This is a genomic window from Dyadobacter fanqingshengii (assembly GCF_023822005.2).
Taxonomy (GTDB): Bacteria; Bacteroidota; Bacteroidia; order Cytophagales; family Spirosomataceae; genus Dyadobacter; species Dyadobacter fanqingshengii.
In genome coordinates, this window is record NZ_CP098806.1 from 5,492,700 (window position 1) to 5,518,923 (window position 26,224).

Genomic DNA, 26,224 nt, shown 5'->3' on the forward strand with positions numbered 1-26,224 from the left:
ATCAGGCAATTTCTTCCGCATTGTACCCTGCCTTTTTCATCAGCTCGGCTATTTCCTGAGGTGTTTTGCTGGTTTCCACTTTCAAGATACGCTCCGGACTTTCCAGATCCACATTCCAGTTTTCAATCGCATTATCCTCATTCAGGAAGGGCGTTACCGTGGCTACGCAGCCTCCACATTTAATATTGGTCTTAAATTTCAAAGTTTCCATTATTTCCAATTCTGTCTGTGTTATCAATTATTGTTCTGCAAATATCATCCTAATGCTCCCCGGAGTTGTTACAGAATTATATAAATGAATTACAGAGTTTTTGGTTTCATGAAATTCGTTGCCTACTGAGCCAGATCTTAATTTTTTTGACAAAATCAATTTTCCTGGGTTTTGGATTTCCATCGTGTGTTAATTGATTATGGTAATGATGCAGCAGCTTTTTAGCGTACGTTCTGTACGCGAGGTTGCCTTCCATTAACTCAAACGCAAAACGCTCGACATAAGCATTTAAGGTCCCATTGATCGAAACCGAAAAATATCGGCTTCGCTCTGCGAATGGTTTGTTTCGGTTAATCTCCGTTGCACCGTTCTCTGCAAAATAGTCGATGTGGAAAACTGGTGTGCCGTTGTATCTCATTCTTTTGGTCGCGCGCCGCTCATTTCGCCACGGATGTTCATTTTTCCGAAGTTGTTTAATTAAATATGCCTTATCCCAAAGCGTGATTTGGTGGGACATCAGATAATCTGACACATCTTTATCTACCCTCGCAACATTAAAATTTTTGATGTAGTGGCCTGTTGGGGTTGTTGTATAAATTTTGGCGCTATGAAGTTTGACCTGTTTCCAGTGATTGGCAACGGTTTGCTCAAATAATTTGTCAAAAAATTCTTTATCCACTTTTTTGTCCAGCCACATATCCTCCTGAAAATAAAGGACGTAATCTTCCTCAACCTTTTGGGTTAGCAAAATAGCCAATCGGTCCGACCAGGGCCCTTTACCCGATTGAATGTTATGAAAACCGGCAATATTGACGGCTAGATTTTCCGTTGCAAAGTAATATTTGCATTCAATGCCAAAGTCCCAATACTTGGAAAAAAAGTGTTCAAATCCCTTATAGAGGAACTCATATCTGTCACAAGCGTGGACAATAAGGGCGACTTTTGTGATGCAATGCGGCATAGGTCATAATTAAATGACCAAAGCAGGCATCGTTTAAAGGTTAGGATTTATGAATAAGGCACATTGGATCGTCTAAAACCTGATCCAGTTTTCCTAAGGCTGGAATGAATGATTAAACGGGGGATTGTGATTGTGTGTAGGGTATTTCAAGCCAACCGCGTCCCATTCGGCACTTCGAAGTCCGGGCTGGATAGGATTACTTCGCCGTCGGGGAGGATGAAGCCGGTTGTGAGGACTTCGGATTTGAAGTCTGCGATTTGCTTTACGGGGAAGTTTGTGACGCACAAAACCTGTTTGCCGAGGAGTTGCTCCCTGGTGTAACGTTTGGTGATTTGGGCAGAACTGTTTTTAATCCCTATTTCGGGTCCAAGGTCAATTTTAAGCTTGAATGCCGGTTTTCTGGCTTTTGGGAAATCATCAACCTGAATAATGGTGCCTGCCCTGAGGTCTACATTCTCGAAATCCTGCCAGGTGATCGTGTCCATATGTTATGCTTTTGTGAATCGGTCCGTTATATATTATTCAAAATAACATTAAAAATGCCTTTTACGCTCCTTTCCATCTCAGGTTGCCTTTATTAAATCAAAAATTCATGAAAAAGCTAATTACAGTTTTTGCTTTGCTGCTGACCGGATTGGTAAGCGTGTCATTCCAGGATAAAACGGTTGCGTTCTACATCGGTACAGCGGACAAAGGCGCGAATTCTTCGGTTTCGCTTTGCGAGCTGAATATGTCGACAGGGCAAATCACCTTGGTTGATACATTTAATAATTGCCTTGGACCCGGTTATGTGGCGATTTCACCTGATAAAAAGAACTTATATGCCGTCGGCGGTGATAAAATTGTTGCGTTTGCAATCGGAGGCGATAAAAAGCTGACTTATCTGAACAGCGAATCATCCGCAGGTGCGGGGCCATGTCACGTATCGGTGCATCCTTCCGGAAAGGCCGCATACGTTTCCAACTATGGCGGAGGAAGCTTTACTGCTTATAATTTACAGGCTGATGGCAAGCTAACCGCGCCCACTTACACAGAACAATTTATAGGAACCGGCCCGAATGCGAAGCGCCAGGACAAGGCTCACGCGCATTTCGCGACTGCATCGCCAGATGGGAAGTATGTTTACGTAACGGATCTGGGATCTGACAAAATCATGAATTACGTGGTCGACAGCAAAGGCGGGGCACTTAAACCCAATCCTGCGCAACCATTTTTTTCCGGTAAGCCAGGCGCCGGTCCGCGCCATTTGATCATTCATCCTTCGGGAAAGTCGCTTTTCCTGCTAAACGAGCTGGAAGCGACACTTACTTCGTGTACGATCGATAAAAATGGCGTTATTAAGGCTATGAACACTTATCCAACCATTCCAGCCGATTATTCAGGGCCATCCAACACCAGTTCGGCCATTCATTTGCACCCTAACGGCAAGTTTGTGTATGTGTCCAATCGCGGGCACAATTCGATCAGCGGCTTTAAGATCGGGGCTAATGGCGCATTGGAAATGGTGGATCAGCAGACCAAATCAATTGCTATTCCGCGGGATTTCAACTTTGATCCGAGCGGAAAGTTTATGATCGTGGCAAATCAATCCACTGATAATCTTGTTGTTTACGATGTGGATGCTGCTACCGGGAAGTTCACTTTCAAGCAGGAAAGCATCGGAGTGAAGGCTCCTATTTGTGTAGCGTTCTTATAACTTCCTGGCGAGTTTATTTTGGTAATAGTTTAAAAAATCTTCCAGTTGTTCGACGGGCATTTTGCGGGCGATGATCTTTTTGTTTTTGTCCAAAACATAGATCATTGGCGTTGTTACCACGTCAAATTTCTTTAAAAAATCGATCTGGTTCAGAGCATCGAAACCGTTGGGGACGTTTTCCAGATGTTGCTCTTTAATGAATGTTTTCCATTCCTCCATATTGTGGTCGATGGAAACCGTCATGATTTTGATGCCGTTTGCCTTGTTCTTTTCGTAGAATGCTTTGAGCTTTGGCGCAGCTTCCTTGCAATGTCCGCAGGTTGGTGAATAGAAGAATATAACGCTGTAATTGCCATCAAGCGCCTGCACGCTTATTTTTTTGCCTGCCGGATCTGTTAATGTTAGTGCCGGGAATGTTTTGTCTACAAGCACGTCCTTCAATGTATTGACCTTTTCGGTAATGCGTTTTTTTACATCCTCAGACGTTCCCATTTCGCCCGAGAGGTAATATTTCTGCGCCATATGCACCCAAACGGCCTCTGTGCCAACTGTTTTTGGGTTTTCGTACTGATTTGTAATGTATAAAACCACCTGCGACTTTACGTCTTTGTTGGCTGAGGCCTTTTTTGCGAGCATATCCGCATCCTTAATCAGCGAATCAGGTCTTTGAACGACCAGATTTTTGATATAGCGGTCCAATTTGGGTTCCAGAAATGGCGTGTTGATAATTCGGGCATCTGAGAAGTCAAAATTGTCCCAGTAATGTGCTTTGTAATAATTAAAAACCCAGATAGAATCCGGTTTGCCATTGGCCAGCCTGGGAGCCGCAGGAACTTCCGGATCAGCCGACATTTTTAGCAATTTCACTGTGAAAGCCTGTGGATTCTCAGCCAGCGTTTTCTCACGATAAGCATTGAAACTGTCTTGCAAGGCCCTGATCTTGGTGCCTGCATCCGCGCTGCCGCTTTTTTTCAGCGACTCAATTTCGACCGCTCCGGATTTCAATTTTTTCTGATAAGTATAAAAAAGCTCATTTTCGGTTGATCCGGTCACCTTCATATTGCCGATTGCGTCAACAGTATCCGTTTCAATGGAGAAATTCGGCTCTTTTCCTGAGTAAACCAGCTCAACCCAGCTGCGGTTACCAGGAAAGAGGATTACGTATAAACCACCCGGCAGGTCTGTTTTTCCTTCAAAAACTACTTTGCCAGTCGCATCGGCCTTTGATGTGTCTTTTGGGACAAATGTGGTGTTGTTACGGCTGTAATGTCCAATCACCAATGATGAATCCGCGAGTCCTTTAATGGTGGCTTCTATGCGGTAGCCTTGTGAAAAAGCTGTCTGAGAAGCGAAAAAAAGTACCAGAACGAGGAATAAAGCGCGGTTATAATTTTTCATCAGGGTAAAAGTTGTTTGCTTATGAATAGTATATTTGGCTGGATCAAACTTTGTGAATGCCACAAAATTAACTTCAAAACGATAACATCTATCAGCATCTTATCCAAATGTTTTATTTTCTGTCCAAAGCAATAGATTTTGTAGCGATGCCGCTCAGCATTGTGTTCTTTTTGCTCCTTTATAGTTTGTTAGCAAGAAAACGCAAAGGGAGGAAATCGGCTGCGATAATGGCAGTTGTGTTGCTATATCTGATTTCCAATACTTTCCTGGTCAATTCGGCTTTGAACTGGTGGGAGTCGAAGCCAGTGAATATGAGCGATTTGAAGGTGACTTATGATGTAGGCGTTTTACTTTCGGGCGGGCTTATGGACGCCAATCATCCTGCCGAAGATCATGCAGTGCTGGGCAAGCGGGGAGACCGTGTTTTGCAAACTTATTTACTTTACAAAGCTGGCAAGATTAAAAAGATATTGATCACCGGAAGCAGTTCGAGCGAACTCATGCTGGACGGAAAAGGGGAAACCAGGCAAGCCGCCGACCTGATGGTGCAATGGGGTGTGCCGGCCGGGGATATTTTATTCGAGGAAAAAGCCCGCAATACGCGGGAAAACGCAATGTTTTCCTCCATCATATTGAAAAAACGATTTCCTGCGGGCAAATATCTCCTGATTACTTCGGCTTTCCACATGCGCCGGTCGGCCGGATGTTTTGCGAAGGTGGGCATACACGCTGCCACATTTCCGGCCGACTTCTATGGTGGGTATTACAGTTTAAGATTGCAGGATTTCCTGGTTCCTAGCCCCGACGCGATCGCCGGTTTCAGCATGCTTTGGCATGAATGGATTGGAAACATAGTATACAAACTGGTGGGTTACACCTGATCTGCAATCTTGAATTACACACTCAGTATTTTTACCATTCTCAACAAATCTTCATTAATAGGCTTAGGAAGGCGGATTGTATCCTCAAAAGGCGTATAAACCAGCTCGTTATTAATGATTCCGGCCATTACATTCTTTTGTCCGCCCATCAAACCTTCCAAAGCGCCAAGTCCTAAGCGGCTCGCCAGGATGCGGTCATAAGCAGAAGGAGGGCCGCCGCGCTGCGTGTGACCCAATGTGGTTACACGGATGTCCGCATTCTCGTCAACTTGTCCTTTGATCTTTTCAGCCACTTCCTGCGCACTTCCTTCATCATCACCTTCCGCCACAATAATGATCGAAGACGATTTGGAACGGCTCCAACCTTGTTTCAACGTTTCTACAACCTCCGAAATCGGTGTTAGCACTTCGGGGACCATTACCAGCTCAGCGCCGCCTGCAATCCCGGATTGTACGGCAATGTAGCCAGAGTCACGGCCCATTACTTCAATAAAGAATATCCTGTCGTGTGAGCTTGCCGTGTCACGGATACGATCAATGGCGTCCAATGCAGTATTAACAGCGGTATCAAACCCGATTGTGTAGTCTGTTCCGTAAAGGTCGTTGTCAATTGTTCCGGGTGCGCCTACGGTTGGGATGCCGTATTCGTTGCCAAAAATCATCGCGCCGGTGAATGTTCCGTTTCCGCCAATGGCCACCAAGCCTTCTATGCCGGCTGCCTGCAGATTATCATATGCTGTCTTCCGTCCTTCCGGAGTCATGAATTCCTTGCTTCTTGCCGATTTAAGGATCGTGCCTCCTCTTTGTACTATATTGCTAACCGAGTGAGACTCCATTTTATAGAGATCACCGGCGATCATTCCGCTATATCCTCGTCTTATTCCATAAACTTCGATCCCATGGTAGCAGGCACCGCGGACCACCGCCCTGATGCAGGCGTTCATACCCGGGGCATCTCCTCCTGAGGTAAATACTCCAATTCTTTTCATTTAATTTTGGGTTACTTCTTTCGTTCGCTGTTCAGTTCCTTTAAAACCTTAAAGGCACAATTTCCGCAAATTTATCCGGTATTTTCTTAATTTATACGACCTGATTCTGAATTCTGTTAAAAAAATGCCGGATGAAGATTCAGAATTAACACCCCAAACATATATCAATACTTATATATTTGCGGCGGTTAATAGAAATTTAATATGCGTTAACGAATGAAAAATTTGATTTCTTGGCAGCGTTCTTGGCCGCATCTTGTCGCGGTAATCGGCTTTATGATTTTGTCCATTGCATACGTTTCGCCGGTTTTACAAGGTAAAAAACTCACGGCCCAGGATGATGTACAAGCCAAAGGAGCTGCACGCGAAGTTCTGGACTATAACAAACAAACGGGAATATGGTCTGCCTGGACCAACGGGATGTTCTCCGGGATGCCCGCTTACCTCGTCGCAGCAGACTATCCAACGAGCGTTTCTACAAAGCTCGGACAAGCCATTAACCGTATTTTACCAGCGCCAGCCAACTATTTCCTGATCGGAATGGTGAGCGCATACATTCTTTTCCTGGTGCTGGGCGCCGGAAGCTGGCTCGCAGCCATTGGTGGGGTCGCTTTCGCTTTTTCGGCATTTAATGTGATTAATCTGGAAGCCGGGCACGTATCGCAGGTCATTGCGATCATGTATGCGCCGGGCGTTCTAGCGGGTGTGATCCTTGCTTTCAGGAAAAACTGGCTCGCCGGTGCCGCATTGACCGGTCTTTTTCTTTCGCTGGAACTATACGCTAACCACGTTCAGATCACTTATTACCTTGGGATCGGGATCATCATCCTGGTCATTATTGAAAGTGTTTCTTATATCAAAAAAGGTTTAATTAAGGATCTGACGCTCGTTTTGGCGGGTCTTGCTTTCGCTGCGGTGGTAGCGGTGGGGACGCATACGACGCGTCTTTGGAATGCATTTGATTATACCAAAGAAACCATCCGCGGTAAATCCGAGCTCACGCCCCGACCCACTGCGCCCGGAGCGGCAGCCGCTGAGGCAAAAGGCACCGGATTGGACAAAGAGTATGCGTTTACATATAGTTACGGGTTCGGAGAATTATTAACATTGGTCATTCCTAATGCGTATGGTGGCACGTCATACGGCCCGCTTACCAACACTTCTGAAACATATAAAACATTAATTGGCAGGGGAGTAGACCCTGCATCTGCATCAAATGTAATCCAGCAACAACCGCTTTACTGGGGTGACCAGCCGATTATGGGCGGGCCCAATTACGTCGGCATTATTGTATTTTTCCTTTTCGTCCTCGGTTTGTTTATTGTTAAAAATCCGATCAAATACTGGGCTGGTGGCGTTATTCTGCTTTACATTATATGGGCTTTGGGCAAAAGCTTTGCAGGAATAAATTACCTGTTTTTCGACTATTTCCCGATGTTCAATAAATTCAGGGCGATGACGATGGTCGTTTCCCTGGCGCAGTTGTTAATGGTGCTTGTGGCCGTGTTGGCTTTGGCCGAAATTGCGCAAAAACGGGTCGAATGGAAGGAATTCCAGAAATCATTCCTCATTACACTGGGCATTACCGGCGGTGTTACTTTGATCCTCGCCCTGATGCCGGGCGTATTTTTCAATTTTCAGGCAGCGGGCGATCCGCAATATGTGGAGCAATATCTGATGCCGTCCACGCAGGATAAGGCATTTGCACAGCAGATCATGAATTCAATTGTTCAGGATCGGGCAAGTTTGATGAAAAGCGATGCGATCAGAAGCTTAATATTTCTTCTGCTGGCGGCCGGGCTGGTTTGGTTTGCCATGAAGGATAAGGTCAAACCCGTTCTGTTTTACGGAACATTGCTGATACTGGTGATTTTTGACCTTTTTGGAATAGATAAAAGGTATCTCAACAATGAAGACTTTTTGAGCAGTTATGCTGCACAAGGTGTCACAACGCCATCGCCTGCCGACGAGCAGATTTTGCGGGATACGGATCCGAACTATCGTGTTTACGATCTTTCCTCACGCCAGGGACCATTCAACAGCGCCGATGCTTCGTATTTCCACAAATCGCTGGGCGGTTACCATGGTGCAAAACTGAGGCGTTACCAGGAATTGTTCGAGCGCCAGATCGCTACGCAGAAGCCCAATGCCAACATTATTAATATGTTGAATACGAAATACATTCTAATTCCGGATCAGCAGGGCAATAAAGTGGCGCAGACAAATCCCGAAGCGCTTGGCAATGCCTGGTTTGTGAAAAGTTACAAAGTAGTGCCCAATGCTGATGCTGAAATGGCCGCATTGGATTCATTGAAGACAAAAGACGAAGCTGTGCTTGACCAGAAATTCGCTTCCAAACTTACAGGATTAACTTTGCAGCCCGACTCAACCGACAAGATCAGTCTTACGAGCTATAAGCCGAATGAACTGATATATGAAAGCAATTCCAAAGGCGAAGGACTCGCCGTTTTCTCGGAAATATATTACAATGTCCGCGATGAATGGAAGGTGACAATAGATGACAAACCTGCCGATATGCTTCGCGCCAACTATATTTTGCGGGCATTAAGGATCCCTGCCGGCAAGCATATGATCAAATTCAGTTTCGAGCCAGTTTCCGTGGCAATAGGAAGCAAAATTGACCTCGTAAGCTCACTTTTATTAGTCGGATTGATCGCAGGGGCCATTTTTGTTGAAGTAAAAAAGAAAAAGAATACCGTTTAGCATTCCTTCAAAGCCATGACAGATCGTAAATTTCCCATAGGACCGTTTGTCCTGAAAGATGACTATGCTTCAGCAGAAATCGAAAGCTTTATCCAGGTTATCAGAAACAGCGCGTCGGAATACAACAAGCTGGTGGAAAATCTGGGAGATGGAGACCTCACCAAAATCTACCGCGAAGGAAGCTGGAACATTCGTCAGCTAGTCCATCACGTGGCAGACATTGCATTGCTGCATTATTTCCGGATGAAAAAAGCCGTTACCGAGCCGGATTATAAGGATCCTACTATGATCAACATGGACGGCTGGGCAGTCACGTCGGACTCGCTTGAAATGCCCATTGCCGATTCGCTTCACATACTCGCCGGCACAAACCAGCGCTACGCGTATTTCGCAGCAAGCCTGGACGAGGAGGCGTTTGCAAAGGCTTATTTTCATCCACTTCGAAAAATATGGCTTAATCAAAAACAAGCCTTAGCAATGTCAGTTTGGCACTTACAGCACCATTTGGCGCACATTAAGCTGGCTCTGGGGGAGGAAATTTAGCCATAGCGGAGCGTTTCTAATATAAATTTCATTGAATAGAAATAAAAATTCAGCATCTTTAAAACCTCAACGGGGATGAATTTTAAAGACCTCTGAACACACTATTTGATGGAATACTTCGACGAACTTTCCAGGTTTCTGGAACAGTCGCAGACTGACAGTCTTAAAACTGCACATTTTGCTGATCATTTTAACGGCTTAAAAGTCAAGCTGAGTTTTGGGAAAGGTAATCCGGCCAGGGTTACCTGGATCGCTTTTCTGGCAGAAGGGCAAACGATCACCAACGGCATTTATCCCTTTTATCTTTATTTCAAAAAGCAGAACCTGCTCATGCTGAGCTATGGATTAAGCGAAACTATTCCGCCCAATACAAATTGGAAATTGGCTAATCCGGTCCGTATCATTGACTATTTTAAAGGTCATCATCTTGGAAAACCGGCCCGTTACGGCGCGTCGCTGGTTTATAAAGTTTATGATCCCGCGAAAATGGAAAGCGCGGAGATAGAGGAAGATCTGGCGGAAATCATCGGCATTTATAAGCAAACGGTGGGTGCAAGGGCAGTTTTGCCCAAAAAGAAGCCTAATCCGAAAATCGAATTTGACTACAAGGCATTTCAAAAAAGCATTGCCGGGTGTAACCTGCACATTAACCCCAACTTCACATTACGCTTTATAACTTCGCTGCTGGCCAAGCCATTTGTGATCCTGACTGGCCTCTCCGGTTCCGGCAAAACGAAACTTGCACAGGCGTTTTCCAAATGGATTTGTGAAAGCGAAGATCAGATTTGCCTGGTGGCCGTAGGTGCGGATTGGACCAATCGCGAGCCATTGCTCGGCTATCCGAATGCTTTGGACGAAGGCAAATATGTGAAGCCGGACAGCGGCGTGCTCGACCTGATTTTATTGGCCGACAAAAATCCCGCAAAGCCTTATTTCCTCATTCTCGACGAAATGAACCTGAGCCACGTGGAGCGCTATTTTGCTGATTTTCTGAGCGCAATGGAATCAGACGGGGACATAAGGCTGCATCCTGAATATACCCAAAAGCATGATAATATTCCTTCCAAAATCAGGCTTCCCAAAAACTTGTTTATCATCGGCACTGTCAACATTGACGAAACAACTTATATGTTCAGTCCAAAGGTTCTGGACCGTGCCAATGTGATTGAATTCAGGGTGATACGGGAGGAAATGGCGCATTTTTTAAGCCTCGATTGCACATTAAATCTCGATTCTGTTAGCGCAGCAGGCTGTTTGATGGCAACAAGTTTTGTTGAGCTGGCTTTGAATAAGCAGATTGAAACAAAAGACAAAGGGCTCGTTAATCATGCATTATTAGATTTTTTTGGGCAGCTTCAAACGGCAGGAGCTGAGTTTGGTTACCGGAGCGCTGCTGAAATTTTGCGTTTCGCAGCCATCGGCAATCACATGGAACCGGCGTGGAAAGTAAACGAAATTGTGGATGCTGCCATCGTCCAGAAGTTGCTGCCAAAAGTTCATGGATCAAGACGCAGATTGGAGCCGGTTTTAAAGACATTAGCTGCATTATGCGCGGCGGATATTGGCGAAATTGAGGATTTTCTAAATTCAAAAAAAGGGCTGGCGGAATTGGGCATAATACATTATCCTGTCACATTGGAAAAGCTTAAAAGAATGTACAAAAGCCTCATTGACAATGGGTTTACCAGTTTTGCCGAAGCCTGATGGAAAATGGACTTTTGCTCAGCATTCAATCCGGGCAACATCATATTGAGCTGAAAATCATCGGTGAGGATAGCAACCTGGAAACGATTTTTAAGATCGACCCGTTGGAGGCCTCGGAAAACGGGGAAGCTGGGATTCAGTTGATTGAAGGGCATTTTTATGAATACAGCGTCTCAGGTAATTATAGTTTGAAAGCGTCTGAGATTGTTTTCCCTTCTAAAATCAATGCCGGCTCAGGGAGATTGGCTCCCAACGTTAATACAGGAACAGCAACTTTTGAAATATTAACATATCCGCAAAAGCATAAATGCGCGGAATTGAAAGTAGAAATCCGCTCTCAAAAAGCCAGTTACCGGCAGGATTACCGCTTGATGCTTGAAAACATTACGGAACATTGCACCGATTTGCTGCTGGCGCATAATTCACCGGTAACACACAACTTTACGGTGGATTCCAATCAGGACTCGCGGACGTTATATCAGCGGTTTGCGTTCATTAAGTCGATTTTGCAGTCTGATGAATTCGTTGGGGCTGTTCATAAAATAATCAGTGTCCCGGTGACGAAATGGTCGGAAAATGAGGAGTTGAAAGACATTCGCAGGATCCGGCGTGTTGATGGCAGGATAATCAGGCATATGGCCGGTTCGGGCAATAGGATATGCATTCCTGCTTCACATTCGCTATTTGAAAAACTCGGAAACATTCCGGCACGCGTTGCAATGTTTTCGAAAACAGAATCATTGGATACGCCGGAAAATCGGTTTGTTAAACACGCTTTAACCGGTTTTGCAGCGCTGGTGAGTGATTTTAAATCGGGTGCAGGGAATGGTAGCAGACTCTTTGAAGAGGCGTCGCTCCTGGAAAATGAGCTGGACCTGATGTTGACAAATCCGTTTTTTCAGCAGATCAGTAACCCGGCAATGTTGTCGCTGAATAGTCCTGTTTTGCAAAGAAAATCGGGTTACAAGGAGGTTTTCCGGATATGGTTAATGTTCGACCTGGCCGCAAAGCTGGTCTGGCGCGGCGGTGACGATGTGTATGCCGCTGGGAAAAAAGATGTTGCGGTGCTCTATGAATATTGGCTGTTTTTTCAGCTCTTGGATTTGATACGCGATACCTTTGATATTACGCCCGCAAGCATTGAGAGTTTGATCAAGCCAACAGCGGATGGTTTGGGATTAACATTAAAAAGGGGCAGGCATATTGCGGTGCAAGGCATTTTTAATGGTCATTCGAGAAGGCTCAATGTTGAATTTAGCTTCAACCGGTCGTTTTCGGGTAAAAATGACTATCCTAATCCCGGCAGCTGGACAACGGGCATGCGGCCGGATTTTACACTTTCGATATGGCCTGCGGGCATTAATCAGGCACAGGCCGAAACGGAGGAATTGATCGTTCACATTCATTTTGATGCAAAATACCGGGTCGAGTCGTTTACAGAATATAAGCGCGACGATCTTTTGAAAATGCATTCGTACAAAGACGCAATCCGCAGGACAGCAGGTGCTTACGTCTTGTATCCGGGCGAAGGAGAGAAGCCGTTTAAATGGAAAGGTTTTAATGAACTGATTCCCGGCCTGGGTGCATTTGCGGTGCGACCGTCCAGGACAAATAATGGGATTAATGCATTGCGAAATTTTTTAAAAGACGTGACGCGACACTTCCTCAACAGAGCCTCACAGCGCGAAAAAGCGGCTTTCCGCAGTTATGACATTTATAAATCCAAAAGCAATGAGGCTGTTACCGAACAATTGCCAGAAACATTTGGTGAAAATCGCAGCCTGATTCCCGATGAAACATTTGTGATCATTGGTTTTTGCAAAAATGCACAACAGCTCGCCTGGATCGAAAAGAGCAAACTCTACAATTTCAGAACAGGCACAGATAGCGGCTCACTTCCGCTTGGAGCGAAGCAGGCAGAAGCAAAATATTTGCTCCTACACGGGCCGCGGGAGACGGTTTCGGGCAGGTTATGCAAGCTCAAAGACGATGGTCCGAGGATTTTCTCAAAACAAGATTTATTAAAAAAGCAATATCCGAACCCGAAAGGAGCATTGTATCTCGTATATTACATTGATTTGCAGGTTGAAAGCGAATTTGAGAACCAAAAATGGGACATTACAAAACTGCCCGGCTACAAACCCAACAGGGCCTCCGGCGTTCCGTTCGTGGTAAGTTTGTCTGAATTAACGAAAGCTTTGGTGAAGTGATCGGCCTGTTATTTTTTTACCAACGTCAATCCCTTCATCGCTTTCTGACCAATAGCAGGCATTTTAGCAACCGGAGCAAGTAATTTTGCCTCTTTTTCAGGCTCAAAATATTCTCGCACTTCTGATAAATAACGCTCCACGATAAATTCTTCCTCCTTCACAAACTGGATAGAAGACTGCCCTGAAAGATGCGAAATGTCATACAGTTTTTTGTGGAAAATGGCTGCTTCGAGATTGCCATTAAAGTGATAGTCGCTCTCAAAACCGTGATCAAACTTAAATACAATCGGCGTTCCCGCATTTGCAATAAGGCTTTCCGGCGTGCCTGTTAGTGTGATTGGGATGTAAGTTTTTTTATCATAAATGAACCCTCCGTGGTTATTCTTGATATGTTCCCGCATTTTCCGCGGCGTATCCCCCACAAAAAGCACATCCACAAGCAGGATAAGCCTCGCTGCGTGAAATTGCGAAGGGTTTTCAACTAGGGGTAGGGATGATATTTTAATCAAGTTGTTGTCCATAATAACGTGTCCAGTTTTTGATGAAAATTGGACATGACACGAAAATATGTCCATTTTCTGAACACATTATTATAACATGTTCAGTTTTTCGTTAAAATTGGATATGAGAGGCAATTGAAGCAAATCATAAATCAAAAAATGAGAATCCATGACAGTTAAAACATACAGATTTATCGCGTTACTAGGAGACGGCCGCGAGCGTTTCAGCGACAAAGCGTTGGACGAAGAATGGCCCACCGAACCCATTGTCATCGACGCATTCGGCTTTTCAGACGTTTACCGTTATTCGGGCGTTGTGTTCTTAAACGAAGAATGGTTTACCAAATACAGCAAAAACTGGCGAAATGACACGTCAAAAATCGACGAGCTGCTCACCGACCTCATCAAATACACCGCTAAGGACGTTCATTCCGAAAACCTCTCTAAAATAAAAGAATATCTGGCCGCTCCGCCGGAGACTTTGGAAGAGACGATTGAAGTTTGGAAAGGGTTTTATGATCCGGAGTTGAAGGTGATTTGAGGGGAGGGTATCTCTTTAAGTTTATATTATTAATAAGTCGCTTACCCGGGCCACTCAGGGTGACAGTCTAACTGACTTTTCTGCTCCCATCAAGAAGCTTGCTAGTGCAGAACGAGTTGCTTGAAAAGGCAAATGAGAAACTTGCGAAGGATGTGGTGAAGTTTAAAAAAAGGATTACGACATGTGAGCGATGAAAAGGGCTGCTTTGGGAAGGTGTAGATGTAAGTTTCGCGATGCACAATTTTACATCAACCGACCAACTCCCTTAAATTTCCAATAATAAAACGGGCTCGCTTTTGCTCTGAAATTTCGAGATTTGCACTGATCCACTCGTCAAAGTATTTATTTTCGAGTAGCACGGAAAACTCTGTTTTTAAATATGATTTTACATTTGCGCTCGCATTGTTGAATTCATTCCAAATGGATGATCGGTTATTTAACATGTAGACGATATCTTCAAAGTCACTACTTGTTCGGCCGTCATTGTTTCCGCGGTTTTTAAAAGTTTCTAATTTGGAGGCTATGAAATATGCAGGGTTGAATATTTTAATGATGTGTTGCTCATCGAGAACGTAGCTGATTGCAGTGCTGTAACCAACAGGATACCACTTGTTTGAAAAACCAAGAACTTTATCGTCAGTTGGCATAACGTCAATGATTATTCCTTTCGCTTTGAACCGACAGATAACGCCCGATTCAACATCATTTACGAAGCCTTTGGATCGAAGTTTTTCTTCGATCTTGGCGTAATCGGCATAGTTGAAAATTTCAGCAAGAATGTCAACGTCATCGGTTGGGCGCAATTCCTCGGCTACGCGATCTGCATACAAGGAAACGGTTGCTCCACCAATAAATACGAATTCATTGGCAAGTTCTTCCAGCGCATTATACACATCTTTCAGGCGAATTATATTTTGCTGGTGGCTCATAGGATCGCCTTTTCAAGTTCTGCAATGGCAAATTTCTTTTCTCTTGCTTTCCCGACGCGTATAATGTCGATGCCTGCTGACATTTTGTAAAGCTCCTCGTCTTGCAAAGCTGCATTTGCTAACCCTTTGTAGAGTGGTTGAACAGACTGTCCGCGCATGTTACCATTTTCGTGCTCCCAGACATAATTTGTTTCTGATTCGAAATGATTTTGATAAAATGGGTGGGAATGCGCGGTGGCAATCCCCGTTACTATTGCTCCCGGACGTTGCGGAAAAACGTAATGCAGGCCATATTTTATAAATTCCATAATGCTTAGACGATGAACTTTCTTTTTGGTCACATCTATCAAGCCTGCAAGATGGCTTCTGTTCAAAGATTCTGCTATCTCCGAAACACTTATTAGCAGCGAGGTTGACAGGTCACGATATTGCCATGACTCGTTTTCGGCAAGAAGAATTTTGAATAAAATGATAATATCCTGAGGACGCATTCCATTATGTGCTTTCATAATGCAAGATAAACACTTCGTTCGCTGTTTGCAAATCGCGAACAGCGAACGAAGTGTCAAAGACTCTATAAGAATGGGTGACCACATCCTCAAGACTTGAAAAGTCTTATTCATAAAAAAAGCGCCGCCGGACGCAAGTCCAGCAGCGCCGCATTCATTTTAATTAAAATCTCAATTATACCCCGGATTCTGCTTCAACATCGCAGCGCCGTTCACAACACTCATGTCAATCTGATACTGTGGGATCGGGAAATAGTTGTTTTTCCCGTTTATAAATTTGCCTCCGGCCAGGTCGGTGGTGATTTTGGATTCGTAGCCGAAAAAGCTGTTCAGGGTTTTGTCGGCTTGGTCCCAGCGAACGAGGTCGAAGAAGCGGTGGCCTTCCATGGCTAGTTCGATGCCACGTTCGAAATAGATCGCTTTCAGGACATTATCTTTGCCTTTTGCTGCTAATGAGCCGGTTGAGTACGGTTTTACAACGTAGTTTGCGGCTGGGGTTGTAGAGAAGCCGGCTAGCGGATTTTTGTTGTCAATGTATCTGTATAACCAGCCCGTTTTGTCTGCTGCCCTGGTTCTTACACGGTTTACATATTCCTCGGCTTTGGCCAGACTTCCTGCATTCGCTTCGGCTTCTGCGGCCATTAACAGCACATCGGCAAAGCGGATTACGAGCACATTGATCGCATTACCAGGAGCCCAGGAACTCAGATCTGCGTAGAGATCCTGCGTTTTTTGTCTGTGAATGTTCTTTTTCGGGGCATAAGGGCCGCCGTAACGCTGATCGCGGACCCAGTTCATACCTGGGAATAATCCCCAGTCGTGGTAAGGGACATCGCGACGGCCAACGGTCCAGTCTAGGCGTGGGTCCAGTGGGCCGGCGTCTGTTACGAATGCGGCGGATGACGCAACGCCAAGGTCGTTCTTAACGGCGTGACTGTTGAAATCATCTACGTAAGGCAATCCGTTCGCGTCTGTGCGATAGCTGTTTACGAGCATTTGGGAAGGCTGGAAAAATCCGCAGCAGGCGAAGGGAGCGCCGGTTCCGTAAGGGAAATTGAGCATGCCACCCATGTTCGCGTTGGTAATGTCCAAAGTCCCGTCGTTGGCCACCATTTGAATTGCAAAAACAGATTCTGCATTGTTTTTGGTGGCTGCATCAAAATTGTCTTTGAACGAAACCAAGTCGTATTTCAAACCATTGGAAGTCACTCCGCTGCTGATCACCGTTGCGAAAAGCGTAGCTGCCTCTGCAAATTTGCGTTGATATAAATAGGTTTTTGCGAGATATGCGCCCGCTGCCCACTTGTTTGCGCGACCCACCAATGTCTGCGTCGCAGGCAGTTTTTCATAAGCAGCTTTGAAATCCGCCTCGATCATTGGCCAGATGTCCTTGTCGTTCGGCTGGTTAAAATCCGTGGTGGTTTCATCGATCCAGGGGACCATGTTCCACATTTTTTTAGCCTCAAAATAATAATGCGCACGCAGGAAAAGTGCCTGTCCTTCGATATTGGCCTTACTTTCTGCTGAAATGTCGGTTACCAAAGCCAACACTTTCAAAACCGCATTGGCGCGTGAAACACCTTCATATAGCGCGCGCCATTTGGTATTAAAAAAACCATTGTCAGCGCCGGAAGCGAATGTTGCGATTGCATTGATGGGTGTTTGGTCTCCGCCATCGCTGCCTTTGTGCGCGTCGCCGCCTGGAATGGAGCCGTACACCCAGTTATCCGGCGGCGCTTCCCAACCGCTTCCCCCGTTGAAATCGCCTTGGCCGTCCAATGCGGCATAAGCACCTGTTAATAAGCCGTCAACGCCTTTTTCATTGGCAAGCACTTCGTCGCCTAATGCACCCTGAACCGGTTTATCTAAAAAATCGTCCTTGCAGCCTTGCAGAACCGAAAGGCTGGTCATCAGACAAAAAGCCATGATATATCGAAATCCCTTTTTCATGTCAGTCTCTGGTAAATGTTAAAAAGTAAGGTTAATGCCCACTGTGTACTGTTTCGAACTAGGGTAGGAGCCCTCGTCAATGCCAAATACGGTTGGGTTACCATCAGCATTTCTGCTCACCTCGGGATCGAGGCCAGAATAGCCCGTTAGCGTGAACAGGTTTGTCGCCTGCACATAAATCCTGAATTGCTGTGTTTTGATCTTTTTCAAAAACGCAGGCGAGAACGTGTAACCCAGCTGGATATTTTTCGCACGCAGGTAAGATCCGTCTTCCACAAAATAGGAGTTAGGAACATTGATGGTGCTGAATGAGCTGGAATTTTCCTGGATCGGTGCTTTTGCATTGTGATTCTCTGGCGTCCAGGAATTGTAAAGCGCCGTTTGGCTCTTCGCTCCTGATCTTGATGAGTTGAAATCACTCCACCAAAGCGTCTGGTTCCAGATTTGATTACCCTGAACGCCGTAAAGGAACAGGCTGAAATCGAACTGTTTGTAATTAAAACCAAGGTTCAGGCCATAACTGAAATCGGGATTTGGATTACCGAGAATGGTGCGGTCAGCAGCGGTGATCTGGCCATCGCCGTTTGTGTTTTGATAACGGAAACGTCCCAATGAAGCGCCATCCTGGAACACGGCATTTTCATCGCCCGTCTGCGCGACTGCCTGTGCATTGGCTGCGGCAATTTCTTCTTCCGAATTCCAGAAGCCAATCACTTTATAACCAAAAAACTGCCCGATAGAATTACCAACCTGGTTTCGTACAATGGAATGGCCATCAAATCCACGGCCTTCCAAATCAAAATAGTTGGTGCTGTTGGTCACTTTCAGGATCTTGTTATTATAAGTAGTGAAAGTTGCCGTTGCATTTAATTTCAGGTCGCGGCCGATGTCAAAGCGCGAAGTGATCTGCAAATCGATCCCTTTATTTTTCATTTGCGCAATGTTCACATAAGGAACCGCGCCGCCGCCTGCCGTGCCGATCAATGTTGGGTTGTACAAAAGATCCTTCACGTCTTTGATATAATAATCCGCGATCACATCCAGCTTGCCTTTAAAAAATGTGGCATCAATACCAATGTTTGTACTGATGTTTTTTTCCCAAACTGCATCCGGGTTTCCGATCTGGCTTTTTTCAAAACCTTCCAATGCACCCGATCCGCTTGTGCCGGAAAGGTCATAGTAAGAACTTCTGCGATTAGAGCCATAAGTCGTGAATGCATTCCCGGAGCGCACATTGATCTGATTACCCATGATCCCGTAGTTTGCACGCAGTTTCAGGTCGTCGAGCCAGGTAATTCCTTTCATGAAATCTTCCTGCGAAACGCGCCATCCCGCACTCACGGCCGGGAAAAGGCCATATCTTTTATTGATAAATTTCGAAGATCCATCCCGGCGGATAACCGCCCCGAAAAGATATTTGTCATTATAAATGTAATCCAAACGCCCTATTAATGAGAACAATGCGTCGGCTGAGCGGCTGCTCGAATTACTCCTTGTGCCCGAGCCTGTTCCCAGGTTCATGTAATTTGGATCAAAAGAGAAATAGCCCTGCGTGTCGCCACTTATATCGTAACTCTTGCCATTATACGCTTCCGTTCCTGCAACCACGGTAAGATCGTGTTTTTGGAAATTTTTATGGAACGTCACAAGGTTGGTCCAGGTCCAGTTAAAGCCTGAGTAAGCGCCTTCGGAATAAGTGTTCGTGTTGCTGTTTTCCTTGTTTTCGTAAGTTGGGAAATTAAAAGAATTCCAGCGACCTGAGTAATTTTCGCCACCGAAGCTTGTTCGCAAAGTAAAGTAATTGAACAAATCAACCTCTGCAAACACATTGCCAAACAAGCGGTTATCCAAACCTTTGTCATAACGCGTGCGATCACGCATCGCAACAGGGTTGAATGCATCACCCATGCCAGCCGCGCGGCTCCCCGCGTAATTGCCCATAATGTCGCGAACCGGAATGATCGGCTGCATGCGGAAAGAGAATGCAATGGCCGATCCGCCATCAGAAAGTGCGCTTTTTGGGTTATCGGAAACAGAAAAAGCAAGGTTTTCTCCGATCCTGATGTGCTTGCCAATGTTATACTGACTGTTTGAACGCAATGTGTAGCGTTTCAGATAAGTGTTGGTCAAAGCGCCTTTTTGGTTAAAATAATTCAAAGAGAAAAGATAGCTTCCCTGATCGCTTCCGCCACTTATCGACACATTATGGCTCGTTGAAGGCGCGCGTTTAAAAATCTCGTGAAACCAGTCGGTTCCTTCTTTATTGGCTTTTACAATCTGATTGAATTTGTTAAAATCATCCACCGATGTGTATTCCGGATTCACATAATAAAGGTCCGGATTTGTGCCTGGATCGCCTTCCTTTGCACCTGTTGGCAGAATGTAGTCCGGCAAAACCGGGTTAGGGCCCGAGCCATATTGATCGTCGCCCACGGTTGCTCCCTCGTTTCGCTGTACCTGAAATTTCAGTTGCGCTTGCTCCATCGGGGACAATGTGTTCCAGACATTGCCTTTTGGCGGTGTTTGCATGCCGTACCAGGCGCTGTAACTCACCTTCACCTTGTCTTTTCCTTTTTTTGTTGTAATAATGATCACACCATTTGCAGCGCGCGAACCGTAAATAGAGGCAGAACCAGCATCTTTCAATACTTGCATGGAAGCAATATCATTGCTGTTCAGGTCGCTGATGGATGTGGTAGGAACGCCGTCCACAACATATAAAGGCGAGTTATTTCCAAAAGTGTTCAAACCGCGGATACGCACCTGCGGTGTTTCGCCGGGCTGTCCTGAGCCGATAATGGTCACGCCGGAAGCTCTTCCCTGCAACTGGTTAGCAACTTGTCCGTCGGGCGTTTGTTTCAATTGCTCCACATCCACAACCGAAACGGCACCGATCAAATCCTTTTTGCGCTGCGTGCCATAACCTGTCACAACCAATTCGGAAAGCGTAGAAACATCCGGCAAAAGCTTGATATCCAATGTGGTGCGTGAGCCCACCATTGTTTCCTGGGCCGTGAACCCAATAAAGCTGAAAATCAAAATGGATTCATCGCCAGCCACATCAATGCTGTAATTTCCTTCCAGATCGGTCATCGTTCCGTCGTTCGTTCCTTTGACGCGGATCGCAACGGAAGGCAATGCTTCGCCTTTGTCGTCGGTTACTTTCCCTTTAACAGGCCGGAGCAGATATTGCGACTGGATTTCCGCCGCTTCGCGCTCCATTTCCTGTCTGGTCTTTTCCGTAACACCGATCATTTTGCCCACCTGCCTGAATTCCAGCGAAGTTTGCTTTTCGATCATTTTCAGGATTTCCGGCACGGGCAATCCCATCGCGTAAAGCGTAATCTGAGGCGCATTGCGAACAAGCTTTTCGTCGAAGGCAAAAGTGACGCCGGTTTGCTGTTCAATCTGTCTGAAAACAGTCTTCACTCTCGACTGCCGCACATCCATATTGACGTGCTGAGCCTCGCTTGTGCCAGCCATCAAAAGGGCCGCAGTCAGCATGTTAATGCCCAAAATAAGCGTCGAAATGCGCATAAATTTTTTGAATAAGGGGAGTCCCTTATGGTAATAATTCACCATATTTGTTTGGATGTTTAATGGTTAACCTGTTAAACCGCGCCCGTTCTCGCTATTGATGGTTCGAAGCATTGCATAGCAGAGGGACATTCATTGCCGGGGACATTCGCAGTGTTCCCGGTTTCTGTTTTTAGGGCCCGCCTTCCTGGAAAGCCAGCCCCATTTTTCAGTGCTCTTATTTAATTACAATCGTGCTGTCGTTTAATTGTGAATAATTGAATTTTTTGGAGAAACCCAACACTTTCAAGACATCGCCGATAGGCTGGTCATCAAGGGTCATGGATATTTTTTCAGCGGATAAATCTGCCTTTTCAATCACAATGTGCTGCTTGTATTTTCTTTCCAATGCGTGGAAAACTTCGGATAAAAGCTCGTCTTCAAAAACCATCCGGTTGTCCTTCCACGGCGCAATAGCAGGCTTACTGATCTCATTTACCTGGATTTGGGCCGTTTGTTCAGGAATAATGGCTTGTTCTGCGGGGAGCAGCATCAATGCAGGACGCTCCGGTTTGTCGCGCATCGTTACGCCCACTTTTCCGGTTTTGACAGTCACTTTAATGTCGGGATCGTTATGATAAGCTTTTACGTCAAATGATGTTCCGAGAACTGTAATATTTAAAGTTTTGGCGTGAACAATGAAGGGCTTGTCGGTCATGTGTTTTACATCAAAAAATGCCTGCCCTTCTTTTAAAATAACTTCCCTGGTTTTTCCCGAAAATGAATGCGGATACGTAAGGCTGGAACCTGCATTGAGCCAGATGGACGAGCCGTCGGGCAATGTTACTTTCAATGTTTTGCCCAAAGGAGCCTGAACAAGCTTGACGCTGGTTTCGGCCGGTTTATGCTGATTGGTCCAAAAAATAAAACCGAAGATCACAAGCGCCGCCACGGCTGTTGACCATGATACGAGTCGCTTTACGAGCGTAAAATCAAGTGTTTTGCGAACGGGCTGCTGCAAAGCTTTCATATTCGCCAGCATCCGCTCCTTCATCTCGCTGGCCGTTTCGGGGTTGCGGGTGAAGACGGTTTCCGTTTCCGGCACGTCAGGATGAAGGCTGTCGTACCATTTATGCAATATCTGTTTTTCCTCTTCCGAGGCTGTCCCGTTAAGGAACTTTACGGCAAGCTGTCTGATGTACTCCTGTGTCATTGCAAAGCAGATAAACCCTTTGCATTACTTAGAGGGGAGAATGAAGCAAAACCCCTTAGTTGTAATATAAAAAATCTGAAAATTTTCGAGAGGCGCCTTAAAATTTGGCCATAAGCAATATTTGCAGAAGAAGATGCGCGACGCCACTGAGGTTCGATCGGACCATTTTCAGTGCTTTGGTCAAATGCGCTTCGGCTGTTTTGGGTGAAATGTTGAGCTCTTTACAAATGTCCGGTAAGGACCTGTCCTGCAATTTGTTGTATTGAAAAACGAGCCGGCATTTTTCGGGAAGGCGGTTGGTCAGATTCGTAATAATCTCCAAAAGCAATTTATTCTCAATCTCCTGATCCATGGAAACCGAAGTTAACGCCTGTTGTTTGATCGACAATTCCAGTTCCTGCTCCTGTTTGGATTTGGCCAGATAACGATACACTTCATAGCGAAGCATCGCGGCCAGATACGGTTTGAGCGACTGAATTTCCAGCGTTTCCCGCTTCATCCAGAACAACATAAACGTGTCCTGCGTAATTTCCTCAGCCACTTCGGCCGACTTCACCATGCGATGGGCGGCATAAAAAAGCTTGTCCCAATGCCGGTTGTAAATTTCGTCAAATGCACCTTCCTCGCCCTCCTTCATCAAAGCGGCAAGCTCATCATCGGATAAATGTTGAAAGTGAGTCATGGAAAATTTACAGTTGGCAAGGGTTATTATGCTTTACCAAATATAAAATAAATAAACTACCCGCAAATGGTGATTTAATATAAATACAATATTAAAAATGGCTTAATGTGCTCTATGGAAGTTTTTTTAACATAAATGCATGGAATAGCAATATTTTATTTTGATGGAATCATTAATTGTTTACCAGTTTCATAGAGCCCTCATTATAGCGCTCGCCCGTATTCGGGTAACGCGCAACGAGCTCATCAATGGTCGCCAGGTCGGTTGCAGACAACTCCACATCCAATGCCCCCGCGTTTTCTTCCAGATATTTTCGCTTTTTCGTGCCCGGAATAGGGATAATGTCTTCGCCCTGCGCAAGCACCCATGCCAGGGCGAGTTGGGCTGGAGAACAATTTTTGTCGGCGGCGATTGCTGCAAAACCATTGACCAATTTGGTATTGTTATCCGCAAATTCCTGTTGGTAACGTGGTAATGTTCTTCGGAAATCGCTTTCTGCCAGCGTGTCAACTTGCAATGTGGCAGTAACCAGTCCTCTCGCCAATGGCGAATAGGGCACCAATGAAATTCCCAGTTCACGCACAGTGCCAAGAATTTCGGCCTCAATATTGCGCGTGATCACAGAATATTCACTCTGCAATGCTGCAATCGGATGCACGGTGTGCGCTTTGCGGATAGAAGCAGCAGAAGCTTCACTCAATCCAAGATAACGCACTTTTCCTTCCTTAACAAGCTCACTCATAGCGCCCACCATCTCTTCAACAGGCACATTCGGGTCAATGCGGTGGGCGTAGTACAAGTCAATTGTGTCGATTTTAAGCCGTTTCAGACTGTTTTCAACAGCTGTTTTCATCCAGGCGGGCGAACAGTCAACGTATGAACCATTTGCATTCCTTGCGTCACCGGCATCTTCTCTATAACGAAAACCGAATTTCGTGGCAATGAACACTTTATCGCGATTCGGCACCAGCACTTTTGAGATCAATTCCTCATTCAGACCATTGGCATACATATCCGCCGTGTCCCAGAAATTGATGCCCAGATCAAGCGCTTTGTGTAATGTGGCAATGCTTTCAGCATCGTCCGTTGGCCCGTACGCGAAGCTCATGCCCATGCATCCCAATCCAATCGCAGATAATTGTTCGTCAGTTGTTCCCAGGTTTCTGAATTTCATGATTTTGATGGCTAGTTGTTCGAAATTTAAACGGTTAACCCGCTGTGGTTTTTTAAAGTTATATAATTCAACACCAGGGCTGCCTAAATAATGCCCTCAATACGTGAACGGCCCAGTTTGTCAGAAACAATAACTTGGATTGGACCACTAAAAAAATCAAAAATGGATCATTTTAATAGTCCTGTCATCAGATAAATTTGTGATGCCAAGCGATCTTAAAAATGAACAGGAAAAGCACGCAATCTGAAAAAGCTGATTTGTTTAAAAAGCTACATTATAGCAAGCAAATGCTGGTTTTGCCTAACATTTGGGATGTTACGGGTGCTGCATTGCTTGAAGAAACCGGTTATCTGGCTGTTGCCACTGCCAGTGCGGCTATCGCGCGCGCCAATGGTTTTCAGGATGGCGAAAAAATACCTTTTGAGCAAGCGCTGAATGTGATTACGCAAATCGTTAATGCGGTTGAAGTGCCTGTTACCGCTGATATCGAATCCGGTTATGCCACTGATTTACAGGAATTAAAGATCAATGTTCGCAAGATTTTAGCAACTGGCGTTGCAGGAATTAACATAGAGGATAGCGACCCGAAAACCAATAAACTGCTGCCTGTTGATTTGCAAGTCGAGCGCATCAGGCTGGTCCGGAAAGTAGCCGAAAAAGCGGGCGTCCGGCTGTTCATTAATGCCAGAACAGATATTTTCCTGAAACCCGGTTCACTTACAAATGACGAAAAACTGAAAGTGGCCATCGAGCGCGGATGTGCCTACGCGGATGCTGGCGCGGACGGAATTTACCCCATATTCGTGCAGGACGAGACGGCCATTGCGGCCCTGGTAAATGAGTTTGTTGTTCCTGTAAACATATTAATTACCAAAGGGACGCCTGAACTGGAAAAGCTCCAAAAGCTCGGTGTGGCAAGGGTGAGTTTTGGCCCTAACCTTCAAAAAGCAATGCTGTTAGCCATGAAAACATCGTTGAAAAGTATGAAAGAGAAGTTTAGCCACAGCCTGATCACGGATGTGCTGGTTTAAACTTGCGATCAATCAACGAGTTGCGAATCCCCCGGTCCATGAGCCGGGAGATTTTGTTTTATGCCAAAAATAAAATTTACCTTGTGGCATATTTTAAAGGTAAAAGGCAATTATTTTCAGGATTATGCAGGAGGATATTCTTTTTCAGATCAGCAATAAATTAAAGGAAGTCAGGAAAAATAAAGGTGTTACGTTGCAGGAAATTGCAGATGAAGCCGGTGTTACCAAGAGCCTCGTTTCGCAGATTGAAAACAGCCGCACCATTCCTTCGCTTCCTGTGATGCTCGGCCTGATCAAGGCGCTTGACATTGATTTGAATGTGTTTTTTAAAGACATTATCTCGACAGCTCCTGGCGACAATGTGCTCATTCGCCGCAAGGAAGAATATCAGCCCTTCACCAAAGAAAATGCCAAAGGCTTCTATTATCACCGCATTTTCAGCAAACAATTCAAAGACAACCACATTGACGTGGTCCTGCTCCGGCTCGAAAAAGACGCCAAGCGCCCGATGGTGCGCACCAATGCCTACGAATTCAAATATGTGCTGCAAGGTTCAGTTGAATACACGGTTGGGAAAAACAAATATATCCTGAACCAGGGCGATTCAATGTTTTTCGACGCCAATGAGCTGCACAACCCCAAATGTATCCATGGCGACGAAGTGTTGTTGCTGGTGATCTATTTCTTCAACGAAGCTTAACTTTTTATTTTATTTTGGGGTAAATGTTAAATATTAATTAACATTTACTTAACTTTAATTCTCAGGCATATCACTAGTTTTGTGCCTTGATGGGTTCATTAATGATCCTCATTGGCGCTTGCACGCACTTTCAGGCCTTATCCAGATATTACGAAATTCGTA

General features: G+C 45.3%; 22 protein-coding genes. 9 read left to right on the plus strand and 13 right to left on the minus strand.

What is annotated here, in order from left to right; translation table 11 throughout:
* Position 1: 1 nt before the first annotated feature.
* The 3 genes from NFI81_RS23005 to NFI81_RS23015 form a co-directional block, all read right to left on the minus strand.
* Complete coding sequence (locus NFI81_RS23005) at positions 2-211, minus strand: heavy-metal-associated domain-containing protein (RefSeq protein ID WP_234615825.1); 210 nt, start codon at positions 209-211, stop codon at positions 2-4.
* 106 nt (positions 212-317) lie between these two features.
* The gene (locus NFI81_RS23010; protein WP_234615826.1) at positions 318-1,172 is read right to left on the minus strand and encodes a hypothetical protein; all 855 of its coding nucleotides are present in this window, start codon (positions 1,170-1,172) and stop codon (positions 318-320) included.
* 146 nt (positions 1,173-1,318) lie between these two features.
* Entirely contained in the window at positions 1,319-1,657 is a 339-nt protein-coding gene (locus NFI81_RS23015; protein WP_234615827.1) for a tRNA-binding protein, read from the minus strand.
* Between the two features lie 107 nt (positions 1,658-1,764).
* Between NFI81_RS23015 and NFI81_RS23020 the strand changes: the two genes are divergently transcribed.
* Positions 1,765-2,868 carry a lactonase family protein gene (locus NFI81_RS23020; RefSeq protein WP_234615828.1) on the plus strand — a complete coding sequence of 368 codons (1,104 nt, stop codon included), beginning with the start codon at positions 1,765-1,767 and terminating at the stop codon, positions 2,866-2,868.
* On the opposite strand, the gene NFI81_RS23025 is transcribed toward NFI81_RS23020, so the two are convergent.
* The gene (locus tag NFI81_RS23025; protein WP_234615829.1) at positions 2,863-4,266 is read right to left on the minus strand and encodes a TlpA family protein disulfide reductase; all 1,404 of its coding nucleotides are present in this window, start codon (positions 4,264-4,266) and stop codon (positions 2,863-2,865) included. The two genes, NFI81_RS23020 and NFI81_RS23025, sit on opposite strands and share 6 nt — an antisense overlap.
* A gap of 107 nt (positions 4,267-4,373) precedes the next feature.
* On the opposite strand from NFI81_RS23025, the gene NFI81_RS23030 reads away from it, so the two are divergent.
* Entirely contained in the window at positions 4,374-5,147 is a 774-nt protein-coding gene (locus NFI81_RS23030) for a YdcF family protein (protein WP_234615830.1), read from the plus strand.
* A gap of 14 nt (positions 5,148-5,161) precedes the next feature.
* On the opposite strand, the gene pfkA is transcribed toward NFI81_RS23030, so the two are convergent.
* Positions 5,162-6,136, minus strand: coding sequence for a 6-phosphofructokinase (gene pfkA, locus NFI81_RS23035; protein ID WP_234615831.1), 975 nt, complete (start codon positions 6,134-6,136; stop codon positions 5,162-5,164).
* A gap of 216 nt (positions 6,137-6,352) precedes the next feature.
* On the opposite strand from pfkA, the gene NFI81_RS23040 reads away from it, so the two are divergent.
* From NFI81_RS23040 to NFI81_RS23055, 4 genes are all read left to right on the plus strand, one after another.
* On the plus strand, positions 6,353-8,860 hold the full coding sequence (locus NFI81_RS23040) for a YfhO family protein (RefSeq protein WP_234615832.1): 2,508 nt from the start codon (positions 6,353-6,355) through the stop codon (positions 8,858-8,860).
* 15 nt (positions 8,861-8,875) lie between these two features.
* Positions 8,876-9,403 carry a DinB family protein gene (locus NFI81_RS23045; RefSeq protein WP_234615833.1) on the plus strand — a complete coding sequence of 176 codons (528 nt, stop codon included), beginning with the start codon at positions 8,876-8,878 and terminating at the stop codon, positions 9,401-9,403.
* Positions 9,404-9,511: 108 nt separating this feature from the next.
* Positions 9,512-11,107 carry an MrcB family domain-containing protein gene (locus NFI81_RS23050; protein ID WP_234615834.1) on the plus strand — a complete coding sequence of 532 codons (1,596 nt, stop codon included), beginning with the start codon at positions 9,512-9,514 and terminating at the stop codon, positions 11,105-11,107.
* Entirely contained in the window at positions 11,107-13,317 is a 2,211-nt protein-coding gene (locus tag NFI81_RS23055; protein ID WP_234615835.1) for a DUF2357 domain-containing protein, read from the plus strand. The genes NFI81_RS23050 and NFI81_RS23055 overlap by 1 nt, the downstream gene beginning before the upstream one ends.
* An 8-nt stretch (positions 13,318-13,325) precedes the next feature.
* On the opposite strand, the gene NFI81_RS23060 is transcribed toward NFI81_RS23055, so the two are convergent.
* Positions 13,326-13,838 carry a hypothetical protein gene (locus NFI81_RS23060; RefSeq protein ID WP_234615836.1) on the minus strand — a complete coding sequence of 171 codons (513 nt, stop codon included), beginning with the start codon at positions 13,836-13,838 and terminating at the stop codon, positions 13,326-13,328.
* A 148-nt stretch (positions 13,839-13,986) separates the two neighbouring features.
* Between NFI81_RS23060 and NFI81_RS23065 the strand changes: the two genes are divergently transcribed.
* Entirely contained in the window at positions 13,987-14,358 is a 372-nt protein-coding gene (locus tag NFI81_RS23065; RefSeq protein ID WP_234615837.1) for a hypothetical protein, read from the plus strand.
* Between the two features lie 248 nt (positions 14,359-14,606).
* Here the strand turns inward: NFI81_RS23065 and NFI81_RS23070 are convergent, their stop codons facing one another.
* The 7 genes from NFI81_RS23070 to NFI81_RS23100 form a co-directional block, all read right to left on the minus strand.
* Positions 14,607-15,287 carry a nucleotidyl transferase AbiEii/AbiGii toxin family protein gene (locus tag NFI81_RS23070; RefSeq protein WP_234615838.1) on the minus strand — a complete coding sequence of 227 codons (681 nt, stop codon included), beginning with the start codon at positions 15,285-15,287 and terminating at the stop codon, positions 14,607-14,609.
* Positions 15,284-15,796 (minus strand): hypothetical protein, encoded by a 513-nt coding sequence (locus tag NFI81_RS23075; RefSeq protein WP_234615839.1) that lies wholly within the window; start codon positions 15,794-15,796, stop codon positions 15,284-15,286. Before NFI81_RS23075 ends, NFI81_RS23070 begins: the two co-directional genes overlap by 4 nt.
* A 171-nt stretch (positions 15,797-15,967) precedes the next feature.
* A complete protein-coding gene (locus tag NFI81_RS23080; RefSeq protein WP_234615840.1) occupies positions 15,968-17,746 on the minus strand; it encodes a RagB/SusD family nutrient uptake outer membrane protein in 1,779 nt (592 codons plus the stop codon).
* A gap of 18 nt (positions 17,747-17,764) precedes the next feature.
* On the minus strand, positions 17,765-21,283 hold the full coding sequence (locus tag NFI81_RS23085) for a SusC/RagA family TonB-linked outer membrane protein (protein WP_234615841.1): 3,519 nt from the start codon (positions 21,281-21,283) through the stop codon (positions 17,765-17,767).
* 217 nt (positions 21,284-21,500) lie between these two features.
* Complete coding sequence (locus tag NFI81_RS23090; RefSeq protein ID WP_234615842.1) at positions 21,501-22,475, minus strand: FecR family protein; 975 nt, start codon at positions 22,473-22,475, stop codon at positions 21,501-21,503.
* Between the two features lie 97 nt (positions 22,476-22,572).
* The gene (locus NFI81_RS23095) at positions 22,573-23,157 is read right to left on the minus strand and encodes an RNA polymerase sigma factor (RefSeq protein WP_234615843.1); all 585 of its coding nucleotides are present in this window, start codon (positions 23,155-23,157) and stop codon (positions 22,573-22,575) included.
* A 172-nt stretch (positions 23,158-23,329) separates the two neighbouring features.
* Positions 23,330-24,331 (minus strand): aldo/keto reductase, encoded by a 1,002-nt coding sequence (locus tag NFI81_RS23100; RefSeq protein WP_234615844.1) that lies wholly within the window; start codon positions 24,329-24,331, stop codon positions 23,330-23,332.
* A 221-nt stretch (positions 24,332-24,552) separates the two neighbouring features.
* Between NFI81_RS23100 and NFI81_RS23105 the strand changes: the two genes are divergently transcribed.
* Positions 24,553-25,362 carry an isocitrate lyase/PEP mutase family protein gene (locus tag NFI81_RS23105; protein ID WP_234615845.1) on the plus strand — a complete coding sequence of 270 codons (810 nt, stop codon included), beginning with the start codon at positions 24,553-24,555 and terminating at the stop codon, positions 25,360-25,362.
* Positions 25,363-25,486: 124 nt separating this feature from the next.
* Positions 25,487-26,062, plus strand: a complete 576-nt coding sequence (locus NFI81_RS23110; RefSeq protein ID WP_234615846.1) for a helix-turn-helix domain-containing protein — start codon at positions 25,487-25,489, stop codon at positions 26,060-26,062.
* Positions 26,063-26,224 lie beyond the last annotated feature (162 nt).